Consider the following 18,533-nt stretch of genomic DNA (forward strand, 5'->3'; position numbering starts at 1 on the left):
TCCAGGAGCAGAGTATGGATCCGCGCAGTGAAGTACTGCTTCGTCAGGCCGAGTTATTCCAGGGTTCGGTGCTGCTGGCCGGTTTGCCCGCCGATGATTTGCTGGGCCGCTTGCCCGATGCCCACGGCTGGTGCTGGCACGCCGGCGATCAAGCGGCGCTGGACGCCCGTTTCGCCGAGCGCAGCCATTTCGGCGTGAATGCGCCGGAGCGCGAGTTCGACAGTGCCGTGGTGTTTCTGCCTAAATCCAAAGACCTGACCGACTACATCCTCAACGCCCTCGCCTCTCGTTTGGCCGGCCGTGAGTTGTATTTGGTGGGCGAAAAGCGCAGCGGCATCGAAGGCGCGGCCAAGCAACTGAACCCCTTCGGCAAACCCCGCAAGCTCGACAGCGCACGGCATTGCCAACTCTGGCAGGTCACCGTGGCCAATGCACCAGAAGCCAAGTCGCTGGAAAGCCTGGCACAGACCTACGAACTGCCGTTGGCCGAAGGCCCATTGAAAGTCATCAGCCTGCCGGGCGTGTTCAGCCACGGTCGCCTGGATCGCGGCAGCGCCCTGCTGCTGGAACATCTGGACAAACTGCCGAGCGGCCACTTGCTGGACTTCGGTTGCGGCGCGGGTGTGTTGGGGGCGGCGGTCAAGCGGCGTTATCCACACAACCAGGTCACCCTGCTCGATGTGGACGCGTTTGCCGCTGCCAGCAGTCGCCTGACTCTGGCCGCCAACGGCCTGGACGCGGAGGTAATGACCGGTGACGGCATCGATGCCGCGCCCATGGGTTTGAGCGCGATTCTGAGCAATCCACCGTTCCATGTCGGCGTACACACCGACTACTTCGCCACCGAAAACTTGCTGCGAAAAGCAGCTAAACATCTGAAAAACGGCGGCGAACTTCGACTGGTAGCGAACAGCTTCCTGAAGTATCAACCGCTGATCGAGGAGCACCTGGGCGTGTGTGCGATCAAGGCTGAAGGACAGGGTTTCCGAATCTACCGGGCCAAGCGCGGCTGAAAACACTTTTGCAAAACAGGCTTGCCCTGGAGCGACGAAGAACCTGTGGGAGCGTGGCTTGCCCGCGAAGAATGCACCGCGGTTTTTCAGGTATTACGCGTCATCGTTCTTCGCGGGCAAGCCACGCTCCCACAGGTTCTGCAACTTAACTACCGCCATTGGGGCTTGCCCAATCGGATTTGCCTAGGCAGAATCCGCTCCGTCCTAGGGGAGTAGTCTCCCACGAGCACCATGCTCGTCCGGCATACGTCAACATACTTGGTCCTCAGACCATGGCGTATGCGACCCAAGCGTCCGCATCAGACGGATCGCAGGGTTTGACAAGACCTATGACACGAACACCTTACCCGGGGCGGGAAGGCTGTACGTGTCATAGCCGTGTCGACCCGCCCCTTAGGAAAACCCTGATGATGCTGGACTCTCTGCTCGTTCCCACCGCAATCGTTGCCTTGGCCGAAATCGGCGACAAGACGCAACTGCTCGCGCTCATTCTCGCTGCCCGCTTTCGCAAACCCTGGCCAATCATCGCCGGCATCGTCGCCGCGACCCTGGCCAACCATGCGGCAGCCGGTGCGGTAGGCGCCTGGTTCGGCAGCTTCTTCTCGAATGCGACGTTGCACTGGATCCTCGCCGCGAGCTTTACCGCCACGGCCCTGTGGACGTTGGTGCCGGACAAGATGGACGAAGACGAAGCCAGCACCGCCCGCAAATTCGGGCCATTCCTGACTACGTTGATTGCGTTCTTCCTCGCGGAAATGGGCGACAAGACCCAAGTCGCAACCGTGATGCTTGCCGCGCAATACCCGGATCTGTGGCTGGTGATCATCGGCACCACCGCCGGGATGTTGATTGCCAACGTGCCGGTGGTACTGGCAGGTAACTTTGCGGCAGACAAACTGCCCTTGACCCTGATCCGTCGCCTGGCGGCGTCGGCGTTCCTGATCCTGGCGATTGTTGCGGTGTACAAGGCGATGGAGAGCAGTGGGTGGGTTTGATGCGGTAGGTCGGTAGACCGCGTTATCGTTCATCGCGGGCAAGCCTAGCTCCCACAGGTTTTCGGTCGATTACATAATGTGTGTACGACACAAAACCTGTGGGAACGGGCTTGCCCGCGAAGGCGTCAGCGGTATCAATGCATATCTATCAGGATTTCGGTGCCTTCTCGTACAACGGCATCACCTTCGGAATCGCCGCCTGCAAGGCAGCAATCCGACTGGCCGACGCCGGGTGAGTGCTCAAGAACTCTGGCGGCGCGCCATTCGAGGCTTTGCTCATTTTGTTCCACAGGGTGATCGCCGCGTTCGGGTTGTACCCGGCGCGGGCGGCCAATTCGAGGCCGATCAAGTCTGCTTCGTTTTCATTGCCGCGACTGTTGGGCAAGGTCATGCCGTATTGGGCTACGGTGTCCGCCAGGGCCAGGCTGCCCTCGCCCAGACCGAACAACGCACCAGCACCCTGCTTGGCCATTTCGATACCGTAAGCCTTGGACATCGCTTCGCGACCGTGCTCGCGCAAGGCGTGAGCGATTTCATGGCCGATGATGGCGGCGATTTCGTCGTCGGTGAGTTTCAGGGTGTCGATCAGCCCCGAGTAGAAAATGATCTTGCCGCCAGGCCCGCAGGAGGCATTCAGTTCGTCGCTCTTGATCAGGTTCACTTCCCATTGCCACTGGGCCGAATCCGGACGGAACACCGGCGCCTGGGCAATCAGCCGCCTGGAGATCGCCTGCACGCGCTTCGCATCGTTACTGGTTTTGTCCAGCACGCCTTTGCTGCTCGCCTCACCGACGGTCTTTTGATAAGACTGGGCGTACATCTGGTTGACCTCGGCGGTCGACAACATGCTGAACATGTATTGCTTGCGCTCAACGCCCACGGCGCCACCGCTGGTGGTGTTGACCGACTGACAACCGGCGAGCAGCAAACCTGCGCTCAGTGCACACAAAACCAATGTCTTATTCATCAAGAAGCTCCCTGGAAACATGCCGCGTATCCTAGGTGGGGATTTGTATCGGCGCCAGATACAACGGACGTGTAGCACGTACATTTCAGATAAAGCCCTTATCACCGTAGGAAAAAATTCACATACCAGCGCCCGCCACGGCCGATCACGGCCAGCAATGATTCATTTACGACATCCAGCACTCCAAAACAGCCAATTCGTGACACCTCGTTCATGACCCTCCGCCAGCCTGCCGATACAGCACCGCAGACGTCCTCTTGCGTGCGGAGCACTCATGAAATTCAAGTCGATCCAGTTTTCCGTTGCCGCCCTGGCCGGCGCTATTGTGCTCAGCGTCGTGGCAGCCCTGGTGCTGTATGCGCTGTTTTCCGGCGCCCGGACCCAAGACATGGTTCAGGAACGGACTCAGGCGCAGTTCGAGCAAGTCATCGAACAACGCCTGACCTCGTTGGCACAAACCCAGGTCAGCCAGATCCAGCGCGAACTCGAAGCACCGCTGCTGATCGCCGGTGGCCTGGTGCGGGTGAACGCGTTGATCGGTACCCCGGGCGTCGATGGTCAGCCACAGTTGAGCCTGAGCCGTGAGCAACTGATCAGCCTGATCAAGGAAAACGTCGCCCGGAACCCGAAAATTCTCGGCACCTACATCGGTTGGGAAAAAAACGCACTCGACCACAATGATGCGGCCTACGTCGACACCCCAGTGGTCGGCATCGACGCCAGCAACGGGCGCTTCCTGCCGTGGTGGTTCCGCAACGAAGACGGCAGCCTGGGCCTGGACAAACTGGTGGACGTCGATGACCAGAAAACCCTGTCCACCGGTGTGCGCGCCAGCGAGTACTACCTGTGCTCCAAGGAAACCCAAAAATCCTGCGTGATCGATCCGGCGCCCTACAAGGTCGGCGACAAGATCGTCATGCTAGCCTCCTTCATTGAACCGATCATGCTCAATGGCGCGTTCCAGGGCATTGTCGGCGCCGACCTGTCGGTGAACTTCATTCAGGAAATGCTCCTGGGGGCGAATCAGAAACTGTACAGCGGCGCCGGTGAAATGGCCCTGATCGGCGGTAACGGCCGGATCGTCGCCTACACCAAGGACCCGAGCAAATTCGGCGAAAAGGTCAGTGACATTCTCGACAGCAAGCAGATTGCCAACATGGCCAATCTCAAGCGCGGCGAAGTGACTTACACCGTCGACAAGGCCCAGGGCCGGATCGAGTTGTACCTGCCCTTCGGCATCGGTCAGACCGACGCCCGCTGGACCTTGATGCTGCAATTGCCGCTGAACGCGGTGATGGCCGATCTGCAAAAACTTCAGGGCGATCTGAACGCACAGCGCAAATCCGACACCTTTGGCATGGCCATGGTCGGCCTGTTGATCGCCGGTATCGGTTTGTTGGTGATCTGGCTGGTGGGCCACGGCATTGCTCGACCACTCAAGCAAATGGTCGCGATGCTTGATGATATTGCCCAGGGTGAAGGCGACCTGACCCGCCGTCTGACCAGTGACCGTGCCGACGAATTGGGCTCGATCGCCAAAGGCTTCAACACCTTTCTCACCAAGTTGCAGGCAATGATCACCCAGGTGGTGACGTCGGTGCAGAGCGTCAGTGATTCCTCGGAACACACCGCCGACATCGCCATTCGCACCAACATCGGCGTGCACAAACAAATGGCCGAGATCGATCAGGTCGCGACCGCCGTGCATGAAATGACCGCCACCGCCCAGGATGTCGCGCGCAATGCGACCCAGGCCGCGCAAGCCGCAAGCCATGCGGATCAGGCAGCGGCGCAGGGCATGCAAATCGTCCGTGACACCTCGAACTCGATCGGCGTGTTGGCGGTGGAGATCAGCAAAGCCGTCGGCGTGGTGCAGACCCTGGCCAAGGACAGCGAAAACATCAATGCGATCCTGACAGCCATTCGCGGCATCGCCGAGCAAACCAATCTATTGGCCTTGAACGCGGCCATCGAAGCCGCCCGTGCCGGTGAGCAGGGTCGTGGGTTTGCAGTGGTGGCCGATGAAGTGCGCAACCTGGCGCAGAAAACCCAGAAGGCCACTGAAGAAATCCAGACCATGATCCAGCATCTGCAGCAAGGCACCCGCGATGTGGTGCGGGTCATGGAAGACAGCCAGAACCGCACCGACGAAAGCGTGCAACACGCGGCGAAAGCGGCCGAGGCGCTGGAGACCATTACGCAGGCGGTGTCGGTGATCAACGACATGAACACCCAGATCGCCAGCGCGGCCGAGGAGCAGAGCGCGGTGGCCGACGACATCAATCGTAATGTGATCAACATCGGGCAAGTGGCCAATGAAGTGGCCGGCGGCGCAGATGAATCGAGCGCGGCCAGTGCGGATTTGACCAAGTTGGCGGAACAGCAACGGCGGTTGATCAATCAGTTCAAGGTTTGATCCAGAGACCCCATCGCGGGCAAGCCCGCTCCCACAGGTTTTGTGAACGCCACAAAACCCTGTGGGAGCGGGCTTGCCCGCGAAGACGTCAGCCCAGACAACTCATCAGCCGGGGGTCAAACACTCCGGCCCATTAAGCTTCGGATCATTCACCAGGTTCGCCAGCACCCGCTCACGCAACGCCGCGGGCTCGCTGGCCAGCAACGCCTGCAAGGCATGCAACGGCGTTTCGGGGTTGAGCCAGGCTTCCTGCCCCGCTGCATCCAGAATCAACGGCCGACGCTGACTCGAAGCCGGCTGGGTGATCACTGCCGTGCTCAGCCACACCTGCTCCTGCACCGGATACGCCTCCCAGATTGCCGCGAAGAACAGCGCCGAGCCCTCCCCCGGGGTCAGCCAGTACGGACGTTTGCGCGTGGTGCCGCGCCATTCGTAGAAACCATTGGCTGGCAGCAGGCAACGACGCAGGCGCAAGGCTTCGCGAAACATCGGTTGTTCGGCAACGGTTTCGGCGCGGGCATGGGCCGGGGTGCGGGACAGGTCGGTCAGCCACGGCGGCGTCAGGCCCCAGCGGGCGCGGGCCAACTCACGTTGCCCGTCTGCGCCGGCACGCAGCATCAACACTGAATCGTTGGGAGAGATATTCCACTGGGCCTGCTGATCGGCGGGGAATCCGGGCAGGGCCGCAAAGGCGGGGTTCCAGCGAAACAGGGCATAACGTCCACACATGGGGCAATACGACTCTTGATCAAACGAACGTCAGCCTAACAGACCAGCGTGCCGGGAAAACTGTCCGGTTCATCGCCGGGCAGCGGCAGCGCGGCATTGTACGCGGTGATCAGCTCCCGGGCGTATTCGACCTGATCGTTCTCGACCGATAAGCCCAGCAGGCCGAACATCGGCAACTCCCCGGTGCCGCCGACCAAATCGCGCCCAACCAGGTGCGCTTCGATGCCCTCACTGGCAAGCATGCTCTGCAGCAATTCGCCTTCCATCAGGTTTTCCGGTTCGTAGATGCGCTGCATGGGCCGTCCCTCTCATTCATTTTCGCTGCGGACTTCGAGATGCCATTCCTCTCCGTGAACCTGCAACACAAACGTAATCGGCCGACAACACACCTGACAGTCCTCGATATAGGTCTGATCGCCTCCTGACAGGTCTACAGAAGTCTCAACCACTTCACCACAATACGGACATTCATACTGCGCAGTTTCCAGCATCGCGGTCTCCCAGGTGACTTGTGCGTATAATCGCCGGTCTATTTGCAGGGCTATTTTCGTCTGGCTACCTTTTCAGACCGTGCCCCGTTGGTTTTTTATCAAAACCTTTACTTACCCTAGCCGTTTCTAACAAGAGAGCATGATGGGCGAATTCGATGCCATCCGACCTTACGACGACAGCGAAGTCCCGGCAGTACTGAACCGGTTGCTTGGTGACAAGGCGTTTCTAGATATCCTCATCCACTTCCGCTTCCCGCGCTATGCCGGTGCCTTCGGCTGGATGCTCAAACCTCTTATAGCTCATCGGCTGCGCCGTGAGTTCGCCGGTGTTACGTCGGTGGCCACGTTGCAAGATAAAGTCGAGATGTACGTCGACCACACCATCGAGCGAGCCACGGACGGTGTGACCTACACCGGCGTGGAGCAATTCAAGTCCGGCAGCGCCTACCTGTTCATCGCCAACCACCGCGACATCGTGATGGACCCGGCTTTCGTCAACTATGCCGTGTACCACGCCGGCCTGCCGACCCCGCGCATCGCCATTGGCGACAACTTGCTGCAAAAGCCTTTTGTCAGCGATTTGATGCGCCTGAACAAGAGCTTCATCGTGCACCGTTCGATCACTGGTCGCCGGGAAAAAATGGCGGCCTATCAGCTGTTGTCGGCGTACATCAACCACTCGATCCGCAACGATTGCGCCTCGATCTGGATCGCCCAGGCTGAAGGCCGGGCCAAGGACGGCGACGACCGCACCGAGTCGGCGATCCTCAAGATGTTCCACATGAGCCGCAAGGATGAGCCGTTCGGCGAAGTCATTCGCTCGCTGAACCTCACCCCGGTGTCGATCAGCTACGAATACGACCCGTGCGACCAGGCCAAGGCCCGCGAGCTGTACATCCGCGCCACCACCGGCAGCTACACCAAGGTGCCGGGCGAGGATGACGTGAGCATCGCCAAAGGCATCACCGGTTACAAAGGCCGGGTTCACGTGAATTTCGCCGCGCCGATCACCGAACTGTTCGAAGACACCAAGCAATTAGCGATCGAAATGGACAAGCAGATCCTCAGCGGTTACCGGTTGTTCCCGGCGCACTACCTGGCGTATGCGCAGTGGAAAGACGCCGACCCGCAACTGCAGGTGCCGAAAGCGGCCGAGGTGTTTGCGGCCGACGAACTGGCCAAGGCCCAGGAAGAGTGGCAGCGCCGGCTGGATGCCTGCCCAGAGGAACATCGTCCGTTCCTGGTGCTGCAATATGCGACACCGGTGCGTAATCAGTATCGGGTGAAGGCCGGGTTGCCGCTGTAAGGCAATGGCTGGAAATGACAACGGCGCCTTCGGGCGCCGTTTCTTTTATGCAAGATCAAAAGATCGCAGCCTTCGGCAGCTCCTACATTGACCGAGTACACCCGATATCCCACCTGTATGCGCAATCCCCCGTAGGAGCTGCCGCAGGCTGCGATCTTGTGATTTTCAGACGCGAGTGCTGATCCACGACACCAGCAACGCCATCCCGAGGCAGGCGAAACCGAAGCGGTAGAAAAACCGGTTCATGCGCAGGGTCGCCCAATCCAGCGTTGGCTCTTCACTGGGACGACTTTGGCGCTGCGCCTCGATACTGGCCATGGCGCGCTGTTCGCGACGACGGGTGGCGTGCAGCAACCAGCCGCCCGGGAAGGCGAACAGCAAGGCCAGCAAGTTGATCAATTTGGCGGGATGAGAAGTAAGAAGCGAAATCAATTGCAGCGACATCACAAACCTCAGGCTAACCGGTGTAGCAGACGCCGGACCGACGACCACGGCGCGGATTCTACCGAAAGCGCTCCGACCTGCCCCGGCTTTCCGACAAATAACGAAACCATTTAACCGATTGCTGTCCTGTGTCACGGCGCCGTCATCTGAATCCGCCAGTCTGTCGCCCCTCGAAACCGACACGGACTCCGTCATGCTCCACGCCGAAAACCAGGACCGCCTCTACCTCATTGCCCAAAGCGACGAACAACAAACCTTAGTCGGCAGCCTCGCCTTCAACGTACAAGACCGGCATTGGCTGGTGTATTGCGCGCTGGGTGGGCATCAACATGCGGACTTGCCGGAGACGGATTTGCTGACGGGGGTGAGTGTTCTGGATTTTTATTCGGAGGCGGCTTGAGCGTCCTACAAACGCAGTGATTGAAAGGGAAGATTCCGACAGGTTTTGAAGGTTGTCGCTCGGAAATGGGGTGGATAGGCTTTGGGGGTCGCTGCACATCAGCGACCGGGCGTCGCAGTCCGTTCAGTTCAGCTCATTTGGTGCATAATCGCCGGCCCAAACCGGAGCGCTTCGGTGCTAGTCGTTTGGTTTGATGGTGGCTGTGCGCGGGATACCTTCGGGTATGCCGGGTTTCCGAATGACTCGGTCTGCGACCCCGCGTAAAGCTGCCTCCTTCAATCGCGTCGCAGCGATCGTGGCAGCTAAACCTTTCATTCGGAGCATCACCATGTTCAAAGAAACACCGAATCCCCCTGAAACCGACGACGTTTCCCCCTACGAATCCCTCGATTCAAAAAAACTCCACGAAGCCGCTAACCGCGCGCTCGATCACTACCTCAACCCAGCCGCCCTCAAATCACCCGTGGCCCGTAAACCGAGCACGATGTATATGGTTGCGCCGGATATCAAAGACGAAGACCTGTTGGCCCATACCTGTGAATCGTTGGCCCAGGCCAGTGTGATGGCGGGTGATTTTGCGGGGTATCTGGAAGGGCCGCACCGGCACACGGCGATGGCGATTCAACAGATCGTCATGCTGGCAGAACTGGCGGTGAACCGGATGCTGGATAACGTGGCCGTACCAAAACCCGCGCTACACAGCTGATCCCTGTGGGAGCCGGGCTTGCCCGCGATGACGGATTAACATTCAACATTGATATTGACTGACACTCAGCCATCGCGGGCAAGCCTCGCTCCCACAATGAATATGCAGGCACAAAAAAACCCGGTGCCATCACTGGCACCGGGTTCTTTAAACAAGAAGCTAACCGTTACTCGGCAAGCACCTGACCAATCGTCGGGTCCTTGAACAAGCGGGTCAACGCATCACTCAACACATCACTGACCAGCTTGGTATTGGTTTCCTGATTCGGCGCCATGCCAAAACGCTGATCCAGCGACGCACCATAGCGACCGCTGTAACGACGGTTGGCATTCTGCACATCCGAACGGAACGTCGCGCCAATCGTTGCCTCAGTCACATACAGGCCTTCCTTGGGCGACTGATACTTCAGCTCGGCCAGGGTCACGGTCAATTGCGGTGCATTCAGCGCATTGGCCGTCGGGGTAAAGCCCAGCAAGCGCACGGCCGCTTCAGCCTGAGCCTGCAGCTTCGGCAGAATCTGCGCGCCCTGCACGGTGATCGCACTGGTCTCCGGATACAGACCACCACGAGTCCCCAGCGTTGGCGACGGACGACCGTCCACCACACGCACCACCACCGGCTGACCACGGCCGACCGGCGCCAGCTGAGCTGTCAGCTTGGGTTCCGGGTTCAGTTGTTGCGGGCTGTGGGCGCAGCCGACGAGGGTCAAACTGGTCACAGTGATCAAACCGAACAACAGGCGTTGCAACATGCTCTTCTCTCCAGAATCAGGCACAAACAGGCCCGCAGTATAGCGGTGCGCCACTGCGGCGAACTAGCTTCGCACAACGATTACTGAAATCTCTGACAAACCCGGCGCAGCGCGGTTCCTGTCACACATCTGTCATCACCCATACACATGCATGTCATGGCTCACTGGCAACCTTCACTGCAGTCAACCCACAAGGTACTTTGCCATGCGTGTTCTCATCTCCCTGTTCGCGCCACGCCCACTGCATCGCTGCTTTGCCCTGCTCGACCGCGACGGCCGTTGCCAGGCATTCAAACAGTGCAGCCTTCAGCCCATGGGCGATGGCTGGGTCGAAATCGAAGAAATCCGCCTCAACTGGCTGCACCATCCCCTGCCCGCCAGCGCCCGTGTCAGCCAGCGCCAGCCACGTGCTCGTGCGCAACAACTGTTGACCACCTGACCGGACGCCTAATAAAAGTCATTAAACACGACCATTTCCCTGCGTTTCTTAGATACAATCTCCCCCCGATTATAAGGACGTCTCCTGATCGGGCCTCGCAGCATCGTTAATGCCTCGGTATTGACACCCCCGCACCGCCCACAGAGAGCCGCCCACACAGATCGAGTGAAGCTGGCGCGCTTGCTGTTCTCTAAGCAAAAACACCACTTTTCGCGAATCTGCAGAGCTGTCATTACGCTCGGTCACTGAGCTGTTTGCCCGTTTTGCTTGTCATGTATCCCATGGCTGCAATCCATCCGGGCACGGTGCCAGGCTGGGACAGCCCTTTTTTGAGGTTCACGTCTTCAAAAGAGCGTGAAAAAAACGGGTTTTCACAACTTCACAAGAGTGTGGCGAGCAAATGAATAGTTTTGCGTCTGAACATGCACCATTAGCGTCTACAACAGCCCAACGACACAGGACCGAGTATTCCTCGAACACCGGAGCCTGAAGCCTGTCCGCTACGGATTTGGTTGCACAAACGGATGTCTCGACCATAAGTCGAATTGCCAGCCGCGTGCCGAAATGAGTTCATGTGACTCTTGAAGCCAGGCCGCATGCATCCGTCGAAGTTGCAAAAAATTGCGAAGATTCGGACATGGCGATCCTGGCCATGGGTACCTGGGGCATCACTGACACGCCCCGTCACTCCTGGCAGCTATGCCGACAATTTGGTGCTGCAGATTTTGGAGACGCGTTAAATGGCGCATAACGAAGCAGTCGACGTAGTACTGGTTGGGGCCGGCATCATGAGTGCCACCCTTGCTGTACTGCTCAAAGAGCTCGACCCCGCGATCAAGCTGGAAGTCGTCGAGCTGATGGATTCCGGTGCCGCGGAGAGTTCCAATCCGTGGAACAACGCCGGTACCGGTCACGCCGGGCTGTGTGAGCTGAACTACACGCCACAGGCCGCCGACGGCGCCGTCGACATCAAGAAAGCCGTGCACATCAACACCCAGTTCGAGGTGTCGAAGCAGTTCTGGTCCTACCTGACCAAGAAAGGCACGTTCGGCTCGTGCAAGTCGTTCATCAGCCCGGTGCCGCACCTGAGCTTCGTGCAGGGCGACGACGGCGTCTCCTTCCTCAAGGAACGTTTCAAGACGCTGAGCAAGCACCATGCCTTCTCGGACATGGAATACACCGAAGACAAGGCCACCATGGCCGAGTGGATGCCGTTGATGATGCCGGGCCGCCCGGCTGACGAAGTCGTCGCCGCCACCCGCGTGATGAACGGCACCGACGTCAACTTCGGCGCCCTGACCAACCAATTGCTCAAGCACCTGACCAGCGCACCTGATGCCCAGGTCAAGTACTGCAAGCGTGTGACGGGTCTGAAGCGTAACAACGGTGGCTGGACTGTCAGCATCAAGGACGTCAACAGCGGCAATACCCGTGAGGTCGATGCGAAGTTCGTGTTCCTCGGCGCCGGCGGTGCCGCACTGCCACTGTTGCAAGCTTCGGGCATCGAAGAAAGCAAAGGCTTCGGCGGTTTCCCGATCAGCGGCCAATGGCTGCGTTGCGATAACCCGGAAGTGGTCAAGCACCACCAGGCCAAGGTCTACAGCCAGGCCGCGGTAGGTTCGCCACCGATGTCGGTGCCGCACCTGGACACCCGTGTGGTCGATGGCAAGAAGTCCCTGCTGTTCGGGCCTTACGCCGGTTTCACCACCAAGTTCCTCAAGCACGGTTCGTTCATGGACCTGCCGATGTCGGTCCGCGCCGGCAACATCGGCCCGATGCTGGCCGTGGCCAAAAACAACATGGACCTGACCAAGTACCTGGTCAGCGAAGTGATGCAGTCGATGGAACAGCGCCTGGAATCCCTGCGTCGCTTCTATCCACTGGCGAAAGCCGAAGACTGGCGCCTGGAAGTGGCCGGCCAACGGGTGCAGATCATCAAGAAAGACCCGAAGAAAGGCGGCGTTCTGCAGTTCGGTACCGAACTGGTCGCAGCCAAGGACGGTTCCCTTGCCGCCCTGCTCGGCGCGTCCCCTGGCGCTTCGGTGACTGTTTCGATCATGCTTGAGCTGATCGAAAAATGCTTCCCGAACAAAGCGTCCGGTGAATGGGCTGCCAAACTGGCGGAAATCTTCCCGGCTCGGGAAAAGGTTCTGGAAACCGACGCTGCGCTGTATCGCAAGATCAACGCGCACAACAACGTCGCGCTGGAACTGGTTGAAGCCAGTAACGAGACCGAAAGCTACGCTTGATTCGGCCTAAAAAAACGCCCCGTCCTCATTGAGGGCGGGGCGTTTTTTTGTGCCTTAAAAGATCGCAGCCTCGCTACGCTCGACAGCTCCTACAGGTATGAGCGAACCATCTGTAGGAGCTGTCGAGCGTAGCGAGGCTGCGATCTTTTGATCTTAACCGCGAGCCTTGCTGATCAGCTCGATGTACTCGGCCGCGTTGCGCTGATCCTTGATCAGGGCGACGAAGTCATTGCCGTGCTCATCCTTGCCATCCAGGTCATAGCCGGCTTCAACAAAGAACGTCAGAAAACGCTCGAAGTCATCGATGCGCAGGCCACGGTACGCCTTGATCAGTTTGTGCAGCGACGGTGAAGTGGCGTCGACCGGCTCAAAATCGAGGAACAGCTTGATCTGCTCATCGCCGATCTCGTCACCAATCACTTGCTTCTTATCTTTACGCATTGCCGACTCCAGCTCGCAGACATTTCACGGGGCGGGCAGTTTACCCCTGCGCAGGCGCCAGGCTCAACGCGGACGAACGCTGCCTGTGTGCAAATCGGCCCAGATATGGCCGTTGGCGTAACTGAGGAACTGGCAATACACCGTGTCATTGCGCAACAAGTCGATCACCACCCGGTATTGGGCCAGCGGGTAATAGAGGGTCAGGGTTTTGCTTTTTTCGTCGTAGATCGGCTTTTTCAGGCTTTTGCTTTCGCCATCGAAGTTGACCAGCACCTGGCTGATGGTCGCGCCCTTGTTCAAGGATTTGCCCTTGAGGCGGATCAGCAATGGCGATGTGACCGGGATCGGCTGTTGGTTGGACTGGCGCTGGCTACCGATCACCACCGAATACTCGGTGATCTGCAACAATTGCTGCTGCTCGGGTTCGGCATCACGCAGAGTCAGGTCGTCCGGGGGCAAAAACTGCGCATGCATCGGCGACGGGGCGGCGGCCAGGGGCAGGCTAACGGTCAGCAACAGGGCGGCGCAGCTGCGGATCAAAAGGCTCATGGATGGCTCCGGGGACGGGGCCGAGCACTCTAGCATGAGGATCTACCCGGCGAATAACCGATCAAGGTCAATACTCTGGAAGACAAGGCTGGGCATACTGAAAGAGCTTTCAGCCCCATTTCGACAGTGCACCCTCTGTTGTGGAGTACCCATGTCATTCTCCATGCCCCCGTTATTCGCCGCCTGGCGTCAGACTTGGCGCGCAGGTTATAGCCTCAGACGTTTGCGCGGCGATATCAGCGCCGGGGTGACAGTCGGGATTATCGCCATCCCTCTGGCCATGGCCCTGGCGATTGCGGTGGGGGTAGCGCCCCAGCAAGGTCTGTATACGGTGCTGATCGCCGCGCCCCTGATCGCCCTGACGGGAGGCTCGCGCTTCAATGTCAGCGGGCCGACAGCCGCGTTCGTGGTGATACTGCTGCCGATCACCCAACAATATGGTCTGGGTGGCCTGCTGCTGTGCACCATGCTTGCCGGGGCAATCCTGATTGCCTTGGGGCTGATTCGGGCTGGACGGCTGATTCAGTACATTCCTTATCCGGTGACCTTGGGCTTTACCGCCGGGATCGGCATTGTCATCGCCACCCTTCAATTAAAGGATTTGCTGGGCCTGAGTACCACCGGGCATGCCGAACATTACATCGAGCAATTAGGCGGGGTGCTCCAGGCGTTACCCAGCGCTCGTCTGGGGGACGGGATCATCGGTGTCATGTGCCTGGCGGTTTTGATCGTCTGGCCGCGTTATGTGCCGAGGATTCCGGGGCATCTGGTGGCGCTGGCCGTCGGCGCATTGCTGGGGGTGGCACTGGAAAGCGGCGGGTTACCGGTTGCGACACTGGGGGAGCGCTTCAGCTATATCGTCGATGGCGTCAGCCATCCCGGCATACCGCCGTTTCTGCCGAGCTTCGACTGGCCGTGGGATCTGCCGGGGCCCTACGGCCAGCCGCTGCACCTGTCTTACGACCTGATCCGCCAATTAATGGCGCCAGCCTTTGCCATCGCCATGCTCGGTGCCATCGAATCATTATTGTGCGCGGTGGTGGCCGACGGCATGACGGGCAGCAAACACGACCCTAACGCCGAACTTCTGGGTCAAGGCCTGGGCAATCTGGTCGCACCGCTGTTCGGCGGCATTACTGCCACCGCGGCAATCGCCCGCAGTGCCACCAACGTGCGCAGCGGAGCGTTTTCACCATTAGCGGCGATTATCCACAGTGCGGTGGTGTTGCTGGCGATACTCGCCCTCGCGCCCCTGTTCAGCTACTTGCCGATGGCGGCGCTGGCGGCATTGCTGGTGATGGTGGCGTGGAACATGAGCGAAGCCCGGCACGTCGTGCACACCTTGCGCATTGCACCGCGCAGCGACGTGCTGGTCTTGCTGACCTGCCTGAGCCTGACGGTGCTGTTTGACATGGTGCTGGCCGTCGCCGTCGGCCTGCTGCTGGCCGCCGGTTTGTTCATCAAACGCATGAGCGACCTCACGGACACCGCCGAACTGCCTCGCGAGTTCCATCAAGCCTTACAGGATATGCCGGAGCATGTGCGTTGCTATGCGATACGCGGACCGCTGTTTTTCGGTGCTGCGGAAAAAGCCCTGGGCGTACTGCGCAAATTCAGCCCGGAGGTCAAAGTGGTGATTGTCGAGATGAGTGCCGTGCCCATGCTGGACATGACGGCGTTGGCGGCCTTCGACAATATCCTCAGGGATTACCGCACCGACGGCATCGGCCTGATTCTGGTCGGAACCGCTCCACGGGTACGCCTGAAACTCAGGCGCGCGGGCATCCATCGGGAACAGCGACAGTTGGCCTACGTGAATAATCTGGAACAGGCTCGACGCAAAAGCGAACGCTGGCTCGCCGGACAGGGCTGAGCGCGCAGCTCAAGCAAACTGCGCACGCATCCTGATGTGAGGCCTTGTATTCAAGCCTCAACGCGCCTGACGGCCAATCGCCCCCAGACAGTCAGCCTGCTTACATGCCTTTAACGGCAAAAATCCCGTTGGCGTTACGCCAGTAGCCTTTGTAGTCCATGCCGTAACCGAAGATGTAACGGTCGATGCACGGCAGGCCGACGAAATCGGCTTTCAGGTCCGGGCGAGCCTTGCGGTCGTGGTCCTTGTCGATCAGCACGGCGGTGTGCACAGCGCGGGCGCCGGCGTGTTTGCAGAAGTCGATGATCGCGCCCAGGGTGTGACCTTCATCGAGGATGTCGTCGATGATCAGTACGTCACGGTCGATGAACGAGACTTCCGGCTTGGCTTTCCAGAACAGGTCGCCGCCGCTGGTTTCGTTGCGATAGCGGGTGGCGTGCAGGTAGGACGCTTCCAGCGGGAAGTTCAGATGCGTCAGCAACTTGCCGGAGAAAATCAGCCCGCCGTTCATCACGCAGAACACCACCGGGTTGCGTTCAGCCAGCTGATCGTTGATTTGTGCACCAACGCGGGCGATGGCCGCCTCGACTTCAGCTTCGGTGTACAGGCAGTCAGCCTCTCGCATGATTTGACGGATATGCTCGAGATCAGCGGACATGGCGCTCTCCTGGGGGTGGTAACGGGGGGACTAAGTGAGGAAAAGCGGGCAAAGGTACGCATCAAGCGAGGCCAGATCAAGCGTTTGTGGACTAACGTTCTGAATGTCTATAGGACAACACCCTCGGATAGATTAATCTAGGCCGGTTTTTTTGCCCGCCGCCGGAGCCTTTCCCATGCCCATTCTCGAGATCCGCCATCCGCTGATCCGTCACAAACTTGGCCTTATGCGCCGCGCCGACATTAGCACGAAGAATTTCCGTGAGCTCGCTCAGGAAGTCGGTGCCCTGCTGACCTATGAAGCCACCAAAGACCTGCCACTGGAAAGCTACGACATCGAAGGCTGGTGCGGCACGGTGTCGGTCGAGAAAATCGCCGGCAAGAAAATTACCGTGGTGCCTATCCTGCGTGCCGGTATCGGCATGCTCGAAGGCGTGCTGAGCCTGATCCCGGGCGCCAAAGTCAGCGCCGTGGGCGTGGCCCGCAATGAACAAACCCTGCAGGCCCACACCTACCTGGAAAAACTGGTGCCGGAAATCGACGAACGCCTGGCGATGATCATCGACCCGATGCTCGCCACCGGCAGTTCCATGGTCGCCACCATTGATTTGCTGAAAAAGGCCGGCTGCAAGGACATCCGCGCGATGGTCCTGGTGGCCGCCCCTGAAGGCATCGCCGCGGTGGGGAAGGCTCACCCGGACGTGATGATCTACACCGCTTCCATTGACGAAAAACTCAACGAACACGGTTACATCATCCCAGGCTTGGGCGATGCCGGTGACAAGATCTTCGGCACCAAGCAGAAGGACGCTTGAGCATGCAGCAAGAGTTCAACGATCCGCTCTGGCGCACAGTGCTGTCGGGTGCGCAGATGCTGTTCGTGGCCTTTGGCGCGCTGGTGTTGATGCCGTTGATTACCGGCCTCGATCCCAACGTGGCGCTGTTCACCGCAGGCCTTGGGACGATTCTGTTCCAGATCGTCACCGGGCGTCAGGTGCCGGTGTTCCTCGCCTCGAGCTTTGCCTTCATCACGCCGATCATTCTCGCCAAGGGCCAATTTGGCCTCGCGGCGACCATGGGCGGTGTGATGGCGGCGGGTTTCGTCTACACCTTCCTCGGCCTCGCCGTGAAGATCAAAGGCACCGGGTTCATCGATCGCCTGTTGCCACCGGTGGTGATTGGTCCGGTGATCATCTCCATCGGTCTGGCCATGGCGCCGATCGCAGCCAACATGGCGATGGGCAAGGCTGGCGACGGCACCGAGCTGATTCCTTACCAGACGGCGATGTTGATCTCGATGCCGGCGCTGCTGACCACCCTGATCGTCGCGGTGTTCGGCAAAGGCATTTTCCGCCTGGTGCCGATCATCTCCGGCGTGTTGGTGGGTTTCACCATGGCGTTCTATTTCGGGGTGGTCGACACCGCGAAGATTGCTGCTGCACCGTGGTTCGCGATTCCACAGTTCACGGCGCCGGAATTCAACTGGCAGGCGATTCTGTTCATCGTTCCGGTTGCCCTGGCCCCGGCGATCGAGCATATCGGCGGCGTAATCGCGGTCGGTAGCGTGACGGGTCGCGATTACCTGAAAAAGCCCGGCCTGCACCGCACCCTGCTCGGCGATGGCATTGCCACCACTGCTGCCGGCCTGTTTGGCGGCCCACCCAACACCACCTACGCCGAAGTGACTGGCGCGGTGATGCTGACCAAAAACTACAACCCGAAAATCATGACCTGGGCGGCGATCTTTGCGATCAGCCTGGCGTTCATCGGCAAGTTCGGTGCCCTGCTGCAAAGCATCCCGGTACCGGTGATGGGCGGGATTCTGTGCCTGTTGTTCGGTTCGATCGCTGCGGTGGGGATGAACACAATGATTCGCCACAAGATCGACTTGGGCGAAGCACGCAATCTGGTGATTGTCTCGGTGACGTTGGTGTTCGGGATTGGCGGTGTGCTGGTCGGCACCGGCACCGGCCCGGACGATTTCGGCCTCAAAGGCATCGCGTTGTGCGCGGTGGTGGCGATTGCGCTGAACCTGTTGCTGCCGGGCCATGACAGCTGGAAGCACAAGCAGGCGGAAGAGCCGTTGTTGTAACAGGCGACTCAATCC

20 protein-coding genes and 1 riboswitch are annotated in these 18,533 nt (G+C 59.4%); of the genes, 11 read left to right on the forward strand and 9 right to left on the reverse strand.

Going from position 1 to position 18,533, the window contains the following annotated elements; genetic code table 11:
- The first annotated feature begins 14 nt into the window (after positions 1 to 14).
- Together JFU11_RS23950 and JFU11_RS23955 are read left to right on the forward strand one after the other, a co-directional pair.
- On the forward strand, positions 15 to 1,013 hold the full coding sequence (locus JFU11_RS23950) for a class I SAM-dependent methyltransferase (protein ID WP_038981604.1): 999 nt from the start codon (positions 15 to 17) through the stop codon (positions 1,011 to 1,013).
- A gap of 195 nt (positions 1,014 to 1,208) precedes the next feature.
- Positions 1,209 to 1,331: riboswitch (yybP-ykoY riboswitch) on the forward strand.
- 92 nt (positions 1,332 to 1,423) lie between these two features.
- Positions 1,424 to 2,008 carry a TMEM165/GDT1 family protein gene (locus JFU11_RS23955; protein ID WP_032836242.1) on the forward strand — a complete coding sequence of 195 codons (585 nt, stop codon included), beginning with the start codon at positions 1,424 to 1,426 and terminating at the stop codon, positions 2,006 to 2,008.
- A 148-nt stretch (positions 2,009 to 2,156) separates the two neighbouring features.
- Here JFU11_RS23955 and JFU11_RS23960 read toward each other — a convergent pair whose 3' ends face one another.
- Positions 2,157 to 2,975: a M48 family metallopeptidase gene (locus tag JFU11_RS23960; RefSeq protein ID WP_201062286.1), complete on the reverse strand. Its 819-nt coding sequence runs from the start codon at positions 2,973 to 2,975 to the stop codon at positions 2,157 to 2,159.
- Between the two features lie 274 nt (positions 2,976 to 3,249).
- On the opposite strand from JFU11_RS23960, the gene JFU11_RS23965 reads away from it, so the two are divergent.
- The gene (locus JFU11_RS23965; protein ID WP_201062287.1) at positions 3,250 to 5,391 is read left to right on the forward strand and encodes a methyl-accepting chemotaxis protein; all 2,142 of its coding nucleotides are present in this window, start codon (positions 3,250 to 3,252) and stop codon (positions 5,389 to 5,391) included.
- Between the two features lie 105 nt (positions 5,392 to 5,496).
- Here JFU11_RS23965 and JFU11_RS23970 read toward each other — a convergent pair whose 3' ends face one another.
- The 3 genes from JFU11_RS23970 to JFU11_RS23980 are packed head-to-tail and all read right to left on the reverse strand — an operon-like array spanning position 5,497 to position 6,611.
- Positions 5,497 to 6,120 (reverse strand): SOS response-associated peptidase, encoded by a 624-nt coding sequence (locus JFU11_RS23970; protein ID WP_038981601.1) that lies wholly within the window; start codon positions 6,118 to 6,120, stop codon positions 5,497 to 5,499.
- Positions 6,121 to 6,155: 35 nt separating this feature from the next.
- Complete coding sequence (locus tag JFU11_RS23975; protein ID WP_201062288.1) at positions 6,156 to 6,416, reverse strand: DUF2007 domain-containing protein; 261 nt, start codon at positions 6,414 to 6,416, stop codon at positions 6,156 to 6,158.
- A 12-nt stretch (positions 6,417 to 6,428) separates the two neighbouring features.
- Entirely contained in the window at positions 6,429 to 6,611 is a 183-nt protein-coding gene (locus JFU11_RS23980; RefSeq protein ID WP_123501273.1) for a CPXCG motif-containing cysteine-rich protein, read from the reverse strand.
- Between the two features lie 142 nt (positions 6,612 to 6,753).
- Here JFU11_RS23980 and JFU11_RS23985 point away from each other — a divergent pair, with 142 nt between their 5' ends.
- Positions 6,754 to 7,917 (forward strand): 1-acyl-sn-glycerol-3-phosphate acyltransferase, encoded by a 1,164-nt coding sequence (locus JFU11_RS23985; protein ID WP_187326381.1) that lies wholly within the window; start codon positions 6,754 to 6,756, stop codon positions 7,915 to 7,917.
- Between the two features lie 165 nt (positions 7,918 to 8,082).
- Here JFU11_RS23985 and JFU11_RS23990 read toward each other — a convergent pair whose 3' ends face one another.
- Positions 8,083 to 8,361: a hypothetical protein gene (locus JFU11_RS23990; protein ID WP_038981598.1), complete on the reverse strand. Its 279-nt coding sequence runs from the start codon at positions 8,359 to 8,361 to the stop codon at positions 8,083 to 8,085.
- 193 nt (positions 8,362 to 8,554) lie between these two features.
- Here JFU11_RS23990 and JFU11_RS23995 point away from each other — a divergent pair, with 193 nt between their 5' ends.
- Both JFU11_RS23995 and JFU11_RS24000 read left to right on the forward strand, forming a co-directional pair.
- On the forward strand, positions 8,555 to 8,761 hold the full coding sequence (locus tag JFU11_RS23995) for a hypothetical protein (RefSeq protein ID WP_007939788.1): 207 nt from the start codon (positions 8,555 to 8,557) through the stop codon (positions 8,759 to 8,761).
- A 328-nt stretch (positions 8,762 to 9,089) separates the two neighbouring features.
- Positions 9,090 to 9,467, forward strand: coding sequence for a DUF6124 family protein (locus JFU11_RS24000; RefSeq protein WP_123719502.1), 378 nt, complete (start codon positions 9,090 to 9,092; stop codon positions 9,465 to 9,467).
- 166 nt (positions 9,468 to 9,633) lie between these two features.
- On the opposite strand, the gene JFU11_RS24005 is transcribed toward JFU11_RS24000, so the two are convergent.
- On the reverse strand, positions 9,634 to 10,218 hold the full coding sequence (locus JFU11_RS24005) for a YajG family lipoprotein (RefSeq protein ID WP_007905851.1): 585 nt from the start codon (positions 10,216 to 10,218) through the stop codon (positions 9,634 to 9,636).
- A gap of 205 nt (positions 10,219 to 10,423) precedes the next feature.
- On the opposite strand from JFU11_RS24005, the gene JFU11_RS24010 reads away from it, so the two are divergent.
- Both JFU11_RS24010 and mqo read left to right on the forward strand, forming a co-directional pair.
- Positions 10,424 to 10,657: a hypothetical protein gene (locus JFU11_RS24010; RefSeq protein WP_123719503.1), complete on the forward strand. Its 234-nt coding sequence runs from the start codon at positions 10,424 to 10,426 to the stop codon at positions 10,655 to 10,657.
- A 740-nt stretch (positions 10,658 to 11,397) separates the two neighbouring features.
- Positions 11,398 to 12,906 carry a malate dehydrogenase (quinone) gene (gene mqo / locus JFU11_RS24015; protein ID WP_123719504.1) on the forward strand — a complete coding sequence of 503 codons (1,509 nt, stop codon included), beginning with the start codon at positions 11,398 to 11,400 and terminating at the stop codon, positions 12,904 to 12,906.
- 153 nt (positions 12,907 to 13,059) lie between these two features.
- Here the strand turns inward: mqo and JFU11_RS24020 are convergent, their stop codons facing one another.
- Both JFU11_RS24020 and JFU11_RS24025 read right to left on the reverse strand, forming a co-directional pair.
- Positions 13,060 to 13,347, reverse strand: coding sequence for a PA4642 family protein (locus tag JFU11_RS24020; RefSeq protein WP_123719505.1), 288 nt, complete (start codon positions 13,345 to 13,347; stop codon positions 13,060 to 13,062).
- Between the two features lie 63 nt (positions 13,348 to 13,410).
- Entirely contained in the window at positions 13,411 to 13,896 is a 486-nt protein-coding gene (locus JFU11_RS24025) for a hypothetical protein (RefSeq protein WP_123719506.1), read from the reverse strand.
- Positions 13,897 to 14,047: 151 nt separating this feature from the next.
- Here JFU11_RS24025 and dauA point away from each other — a divergent pair, with 151 nt between their 5' ends.
- Positions 14,048 to 15,769, forward strand: a complete 1,722-nt coding sequence (gene dauA, locus JFU11_RS24030) for a C4-dicarboxylic acid transporter DauA (protein ID WP_123719507.1) — start codon at positions 14,048 to 14,050, stop codon at positions 15,767 to 15,769.
- Between the two features lie 100 nt (positions 15,770 to 15,869).
- Here the strand turns inward: dauA and JFU11_RS24035 are convergent, their stop codons facing one another.
- The gene (locus JFU11_RS24035) at positions 15,870 to 16,427 is read right to left on the reverse strand and encodes a hypoxanthine-guanine phosphoribosyltransferase (RefSeq protein WP_052965782.1); all 558 of its coding nucleotides are present in this window, start codon (positions 16,425 to 16,427) and stop codon (positions 15,870 to 15,872) included.
- A gap of 175 nt (positions 16,428 to 16,602) precedes the next feature.
- On the opposite strand from JFU11_RS24035, the gene upp reads away from it, so the two are divergent.
- Complete coding sequence (gene upp, locus JFU11_RS24040; RefSeq protein ID WP_008011992.1) at positions 16,603 to 17,241, forward strand: uracil phosphoribosyltransferase; 639 nt, start codon at positions 16,603 to 16,605, stop codon at positions 17,239 to 17,241.
- A 2-nt stretch (positions 17,242 to 17,243) separates the two neighbouring features.
- A complete protein-coding gene (locus JFU11_RS24045) occupies positions 17,244 to 18,518 on the forward strand; it encodes a uracil-xanthine permease family protein (RefSeq protein ID WP_123719508.1) in 1,275 nt (424 codons plus the stop codon).
- Positions 18,519 to 18,533: the final 15 nt, after the last annotated feature.

Source organism: Pseudomonas sp. TH37 (assembly GCF_016650735.1).
Taxonomy (GTDB): Bacteria; Pseudomonadota; Gammaproteobacteria; order Pseudomonadales; family Pseudomonadaceae; genus Aquipseudomonas; species Aquipseudomonas farris.

What these genes read in the sequence shown, in the direction of transcription:
- JFU11_RS24020 (WP_123719505.1), bottom strand. Translation starts at nt 13,347, where the DNA reads ATGCGTAAAGATAAGAAGCAAGTGATTGGTGACGAGATCGGCGATGAG.
- JFU11_RS23970 (WP_038981601.1), bottom strand. Translation starts at nt 6,120, where the DNA reads ATGTGTGGACGTTATGCCCTGTTTCGCTGGAACCCCGCCTTTGCGGCC.
- mqo (WP_123719504.1), top strand. Translation starts at nt 11,398, where the DNA reads ATGGCGCATAACGAAGCAGTCGACGTAGTACTGGTTGGGGCCGGCATC.
- dauA (WP_123719507.1), top strand. Translation starts at nt 14,048, where the DNA reads ATGTCATTCTCCATGCCCCCGTTATTCGCCGCCTGGCGTCAGACTTGG.
- JFU11_RS23985 (WP_187326381.1), top strand. Translation starts at nt 6,754, where the DNA reads ATGGGCGAATTCGATGCCATCCGACCTTACGACGACAGCGAAGTCCCG.
- JFU11_RS23975 (WP_201062288.1), bottom strand. Translation starts at nt 6,416, where the DNA reads ATGCAGCGCATCTACGAACCGGAAAACCTGATGGAAGGCGAATTGCTG.
- JFU11_RS24005 (WP_007905851.1), bottom strand. Translation starts at nt 10,218, where the DNA reads ATGTTGCAACGCCTGTTGTTCGGTTTGATCACTGTGACCAGTTTGACC.
- JFU11_RS24000 (WP_123719502.1), top strand. Translation starts at nt 9,090, where the DNA reads ATGTTCAAAGAAACACCGAATCCCCCTGAAACCGACGACGTTTCCCCC.
- JFU11_RS24010 (WP_123719503.1), top strand. Translation starts at nt 10,424, where the DNA reads ATGCGTGTTCTCATCTCCCTGTTCGCGCCACGCCCACTGCATCGCTGC.
- upp (WP_008011992.1), top strand. Translation starts at nt 16,603, where the DNA reads ATGCCCATTCTCGAGATCCGCCATCCGCTGATCCGTCACAAACTTGGC.
- JFU11_RS24045 (WP_123719508.1), top strand. Translation starts at nt 17,244, where the DNA reads ATGCAGCAAGAGTTCAACGATCCGCTCTGGCGCACAGTGCTGTCGGGT.
- JFU11_RS23955 (WP_032836242.1), top strand. Translation starts at nt 1,424, where the DNA reads ATGCTGGACTCTCTGCTCGTTCCCACCGCAATCGTTGCCTTGGCCGAA.
- JFU11_RS23995 (WP_007939788.1), top strand. Translation starts at nt 8,555, where the DNA reads ATGCTCCACGCCGAAAACCAGGACCGCCTCTACCTCATTGCCCAAAGC.
- JFU11_RS23980 (WP_123501273.1), bottom strand. Translation starts at nt 6,611, where the DNA reads ATGCTGGAAACTGCGCAGTATGAATGTCCGTATTGTGGTGAAGTGGTT.
- JFU11_RS23950 (WP_038981604.1), top strand. Translation starts at nt 15, where the DNA reads ATGGATCCGCGCAGTGAAGTACTGCTTCGTCAGGCCGAGTTATTCCAG.
- JFU11_RS23990 (WP_038981598.1), bottom strand. Translation starts at nt 8,361, where the DNA reads ATGTCGCTGCAATTGATTTCGCTTCTTACTTCTCATCCCGCCAAATTG.
- JFU11_RS24025 (WP_123719506.1), bottom strand. Translation starts at nt 13,896, where the DNA reads ATGAGCCTTTTGATCCGCAGCTGCGCCGCCCTGTTGCTGACCGTTAGC.
- JFU11_RS23960 (WP_201062286.1), bottom strand. Translation starts at nt 2,975, where the DNA reads ATGAATAAGACATTGGTTTTGTGTGCACTGAGCGCAGGTTTGCTGCTC.
- JFU11_RS23965 (WP_201062287.1), top strand. Translation starts at nt 3,250, where the DNA reads ATGAAATTCAAGTCGATCCAGTTTTCCGTTGCCGCCCTGGCCGGCGCT.
- JFU11_RS24035 (WP_052965782.1), bottom strand. Translation starts at nt 16,427, where the DNA reads ATGTCCGCTGATCTCGAGCATATCCGTCAAATCATGCGAGAGGCTGAC.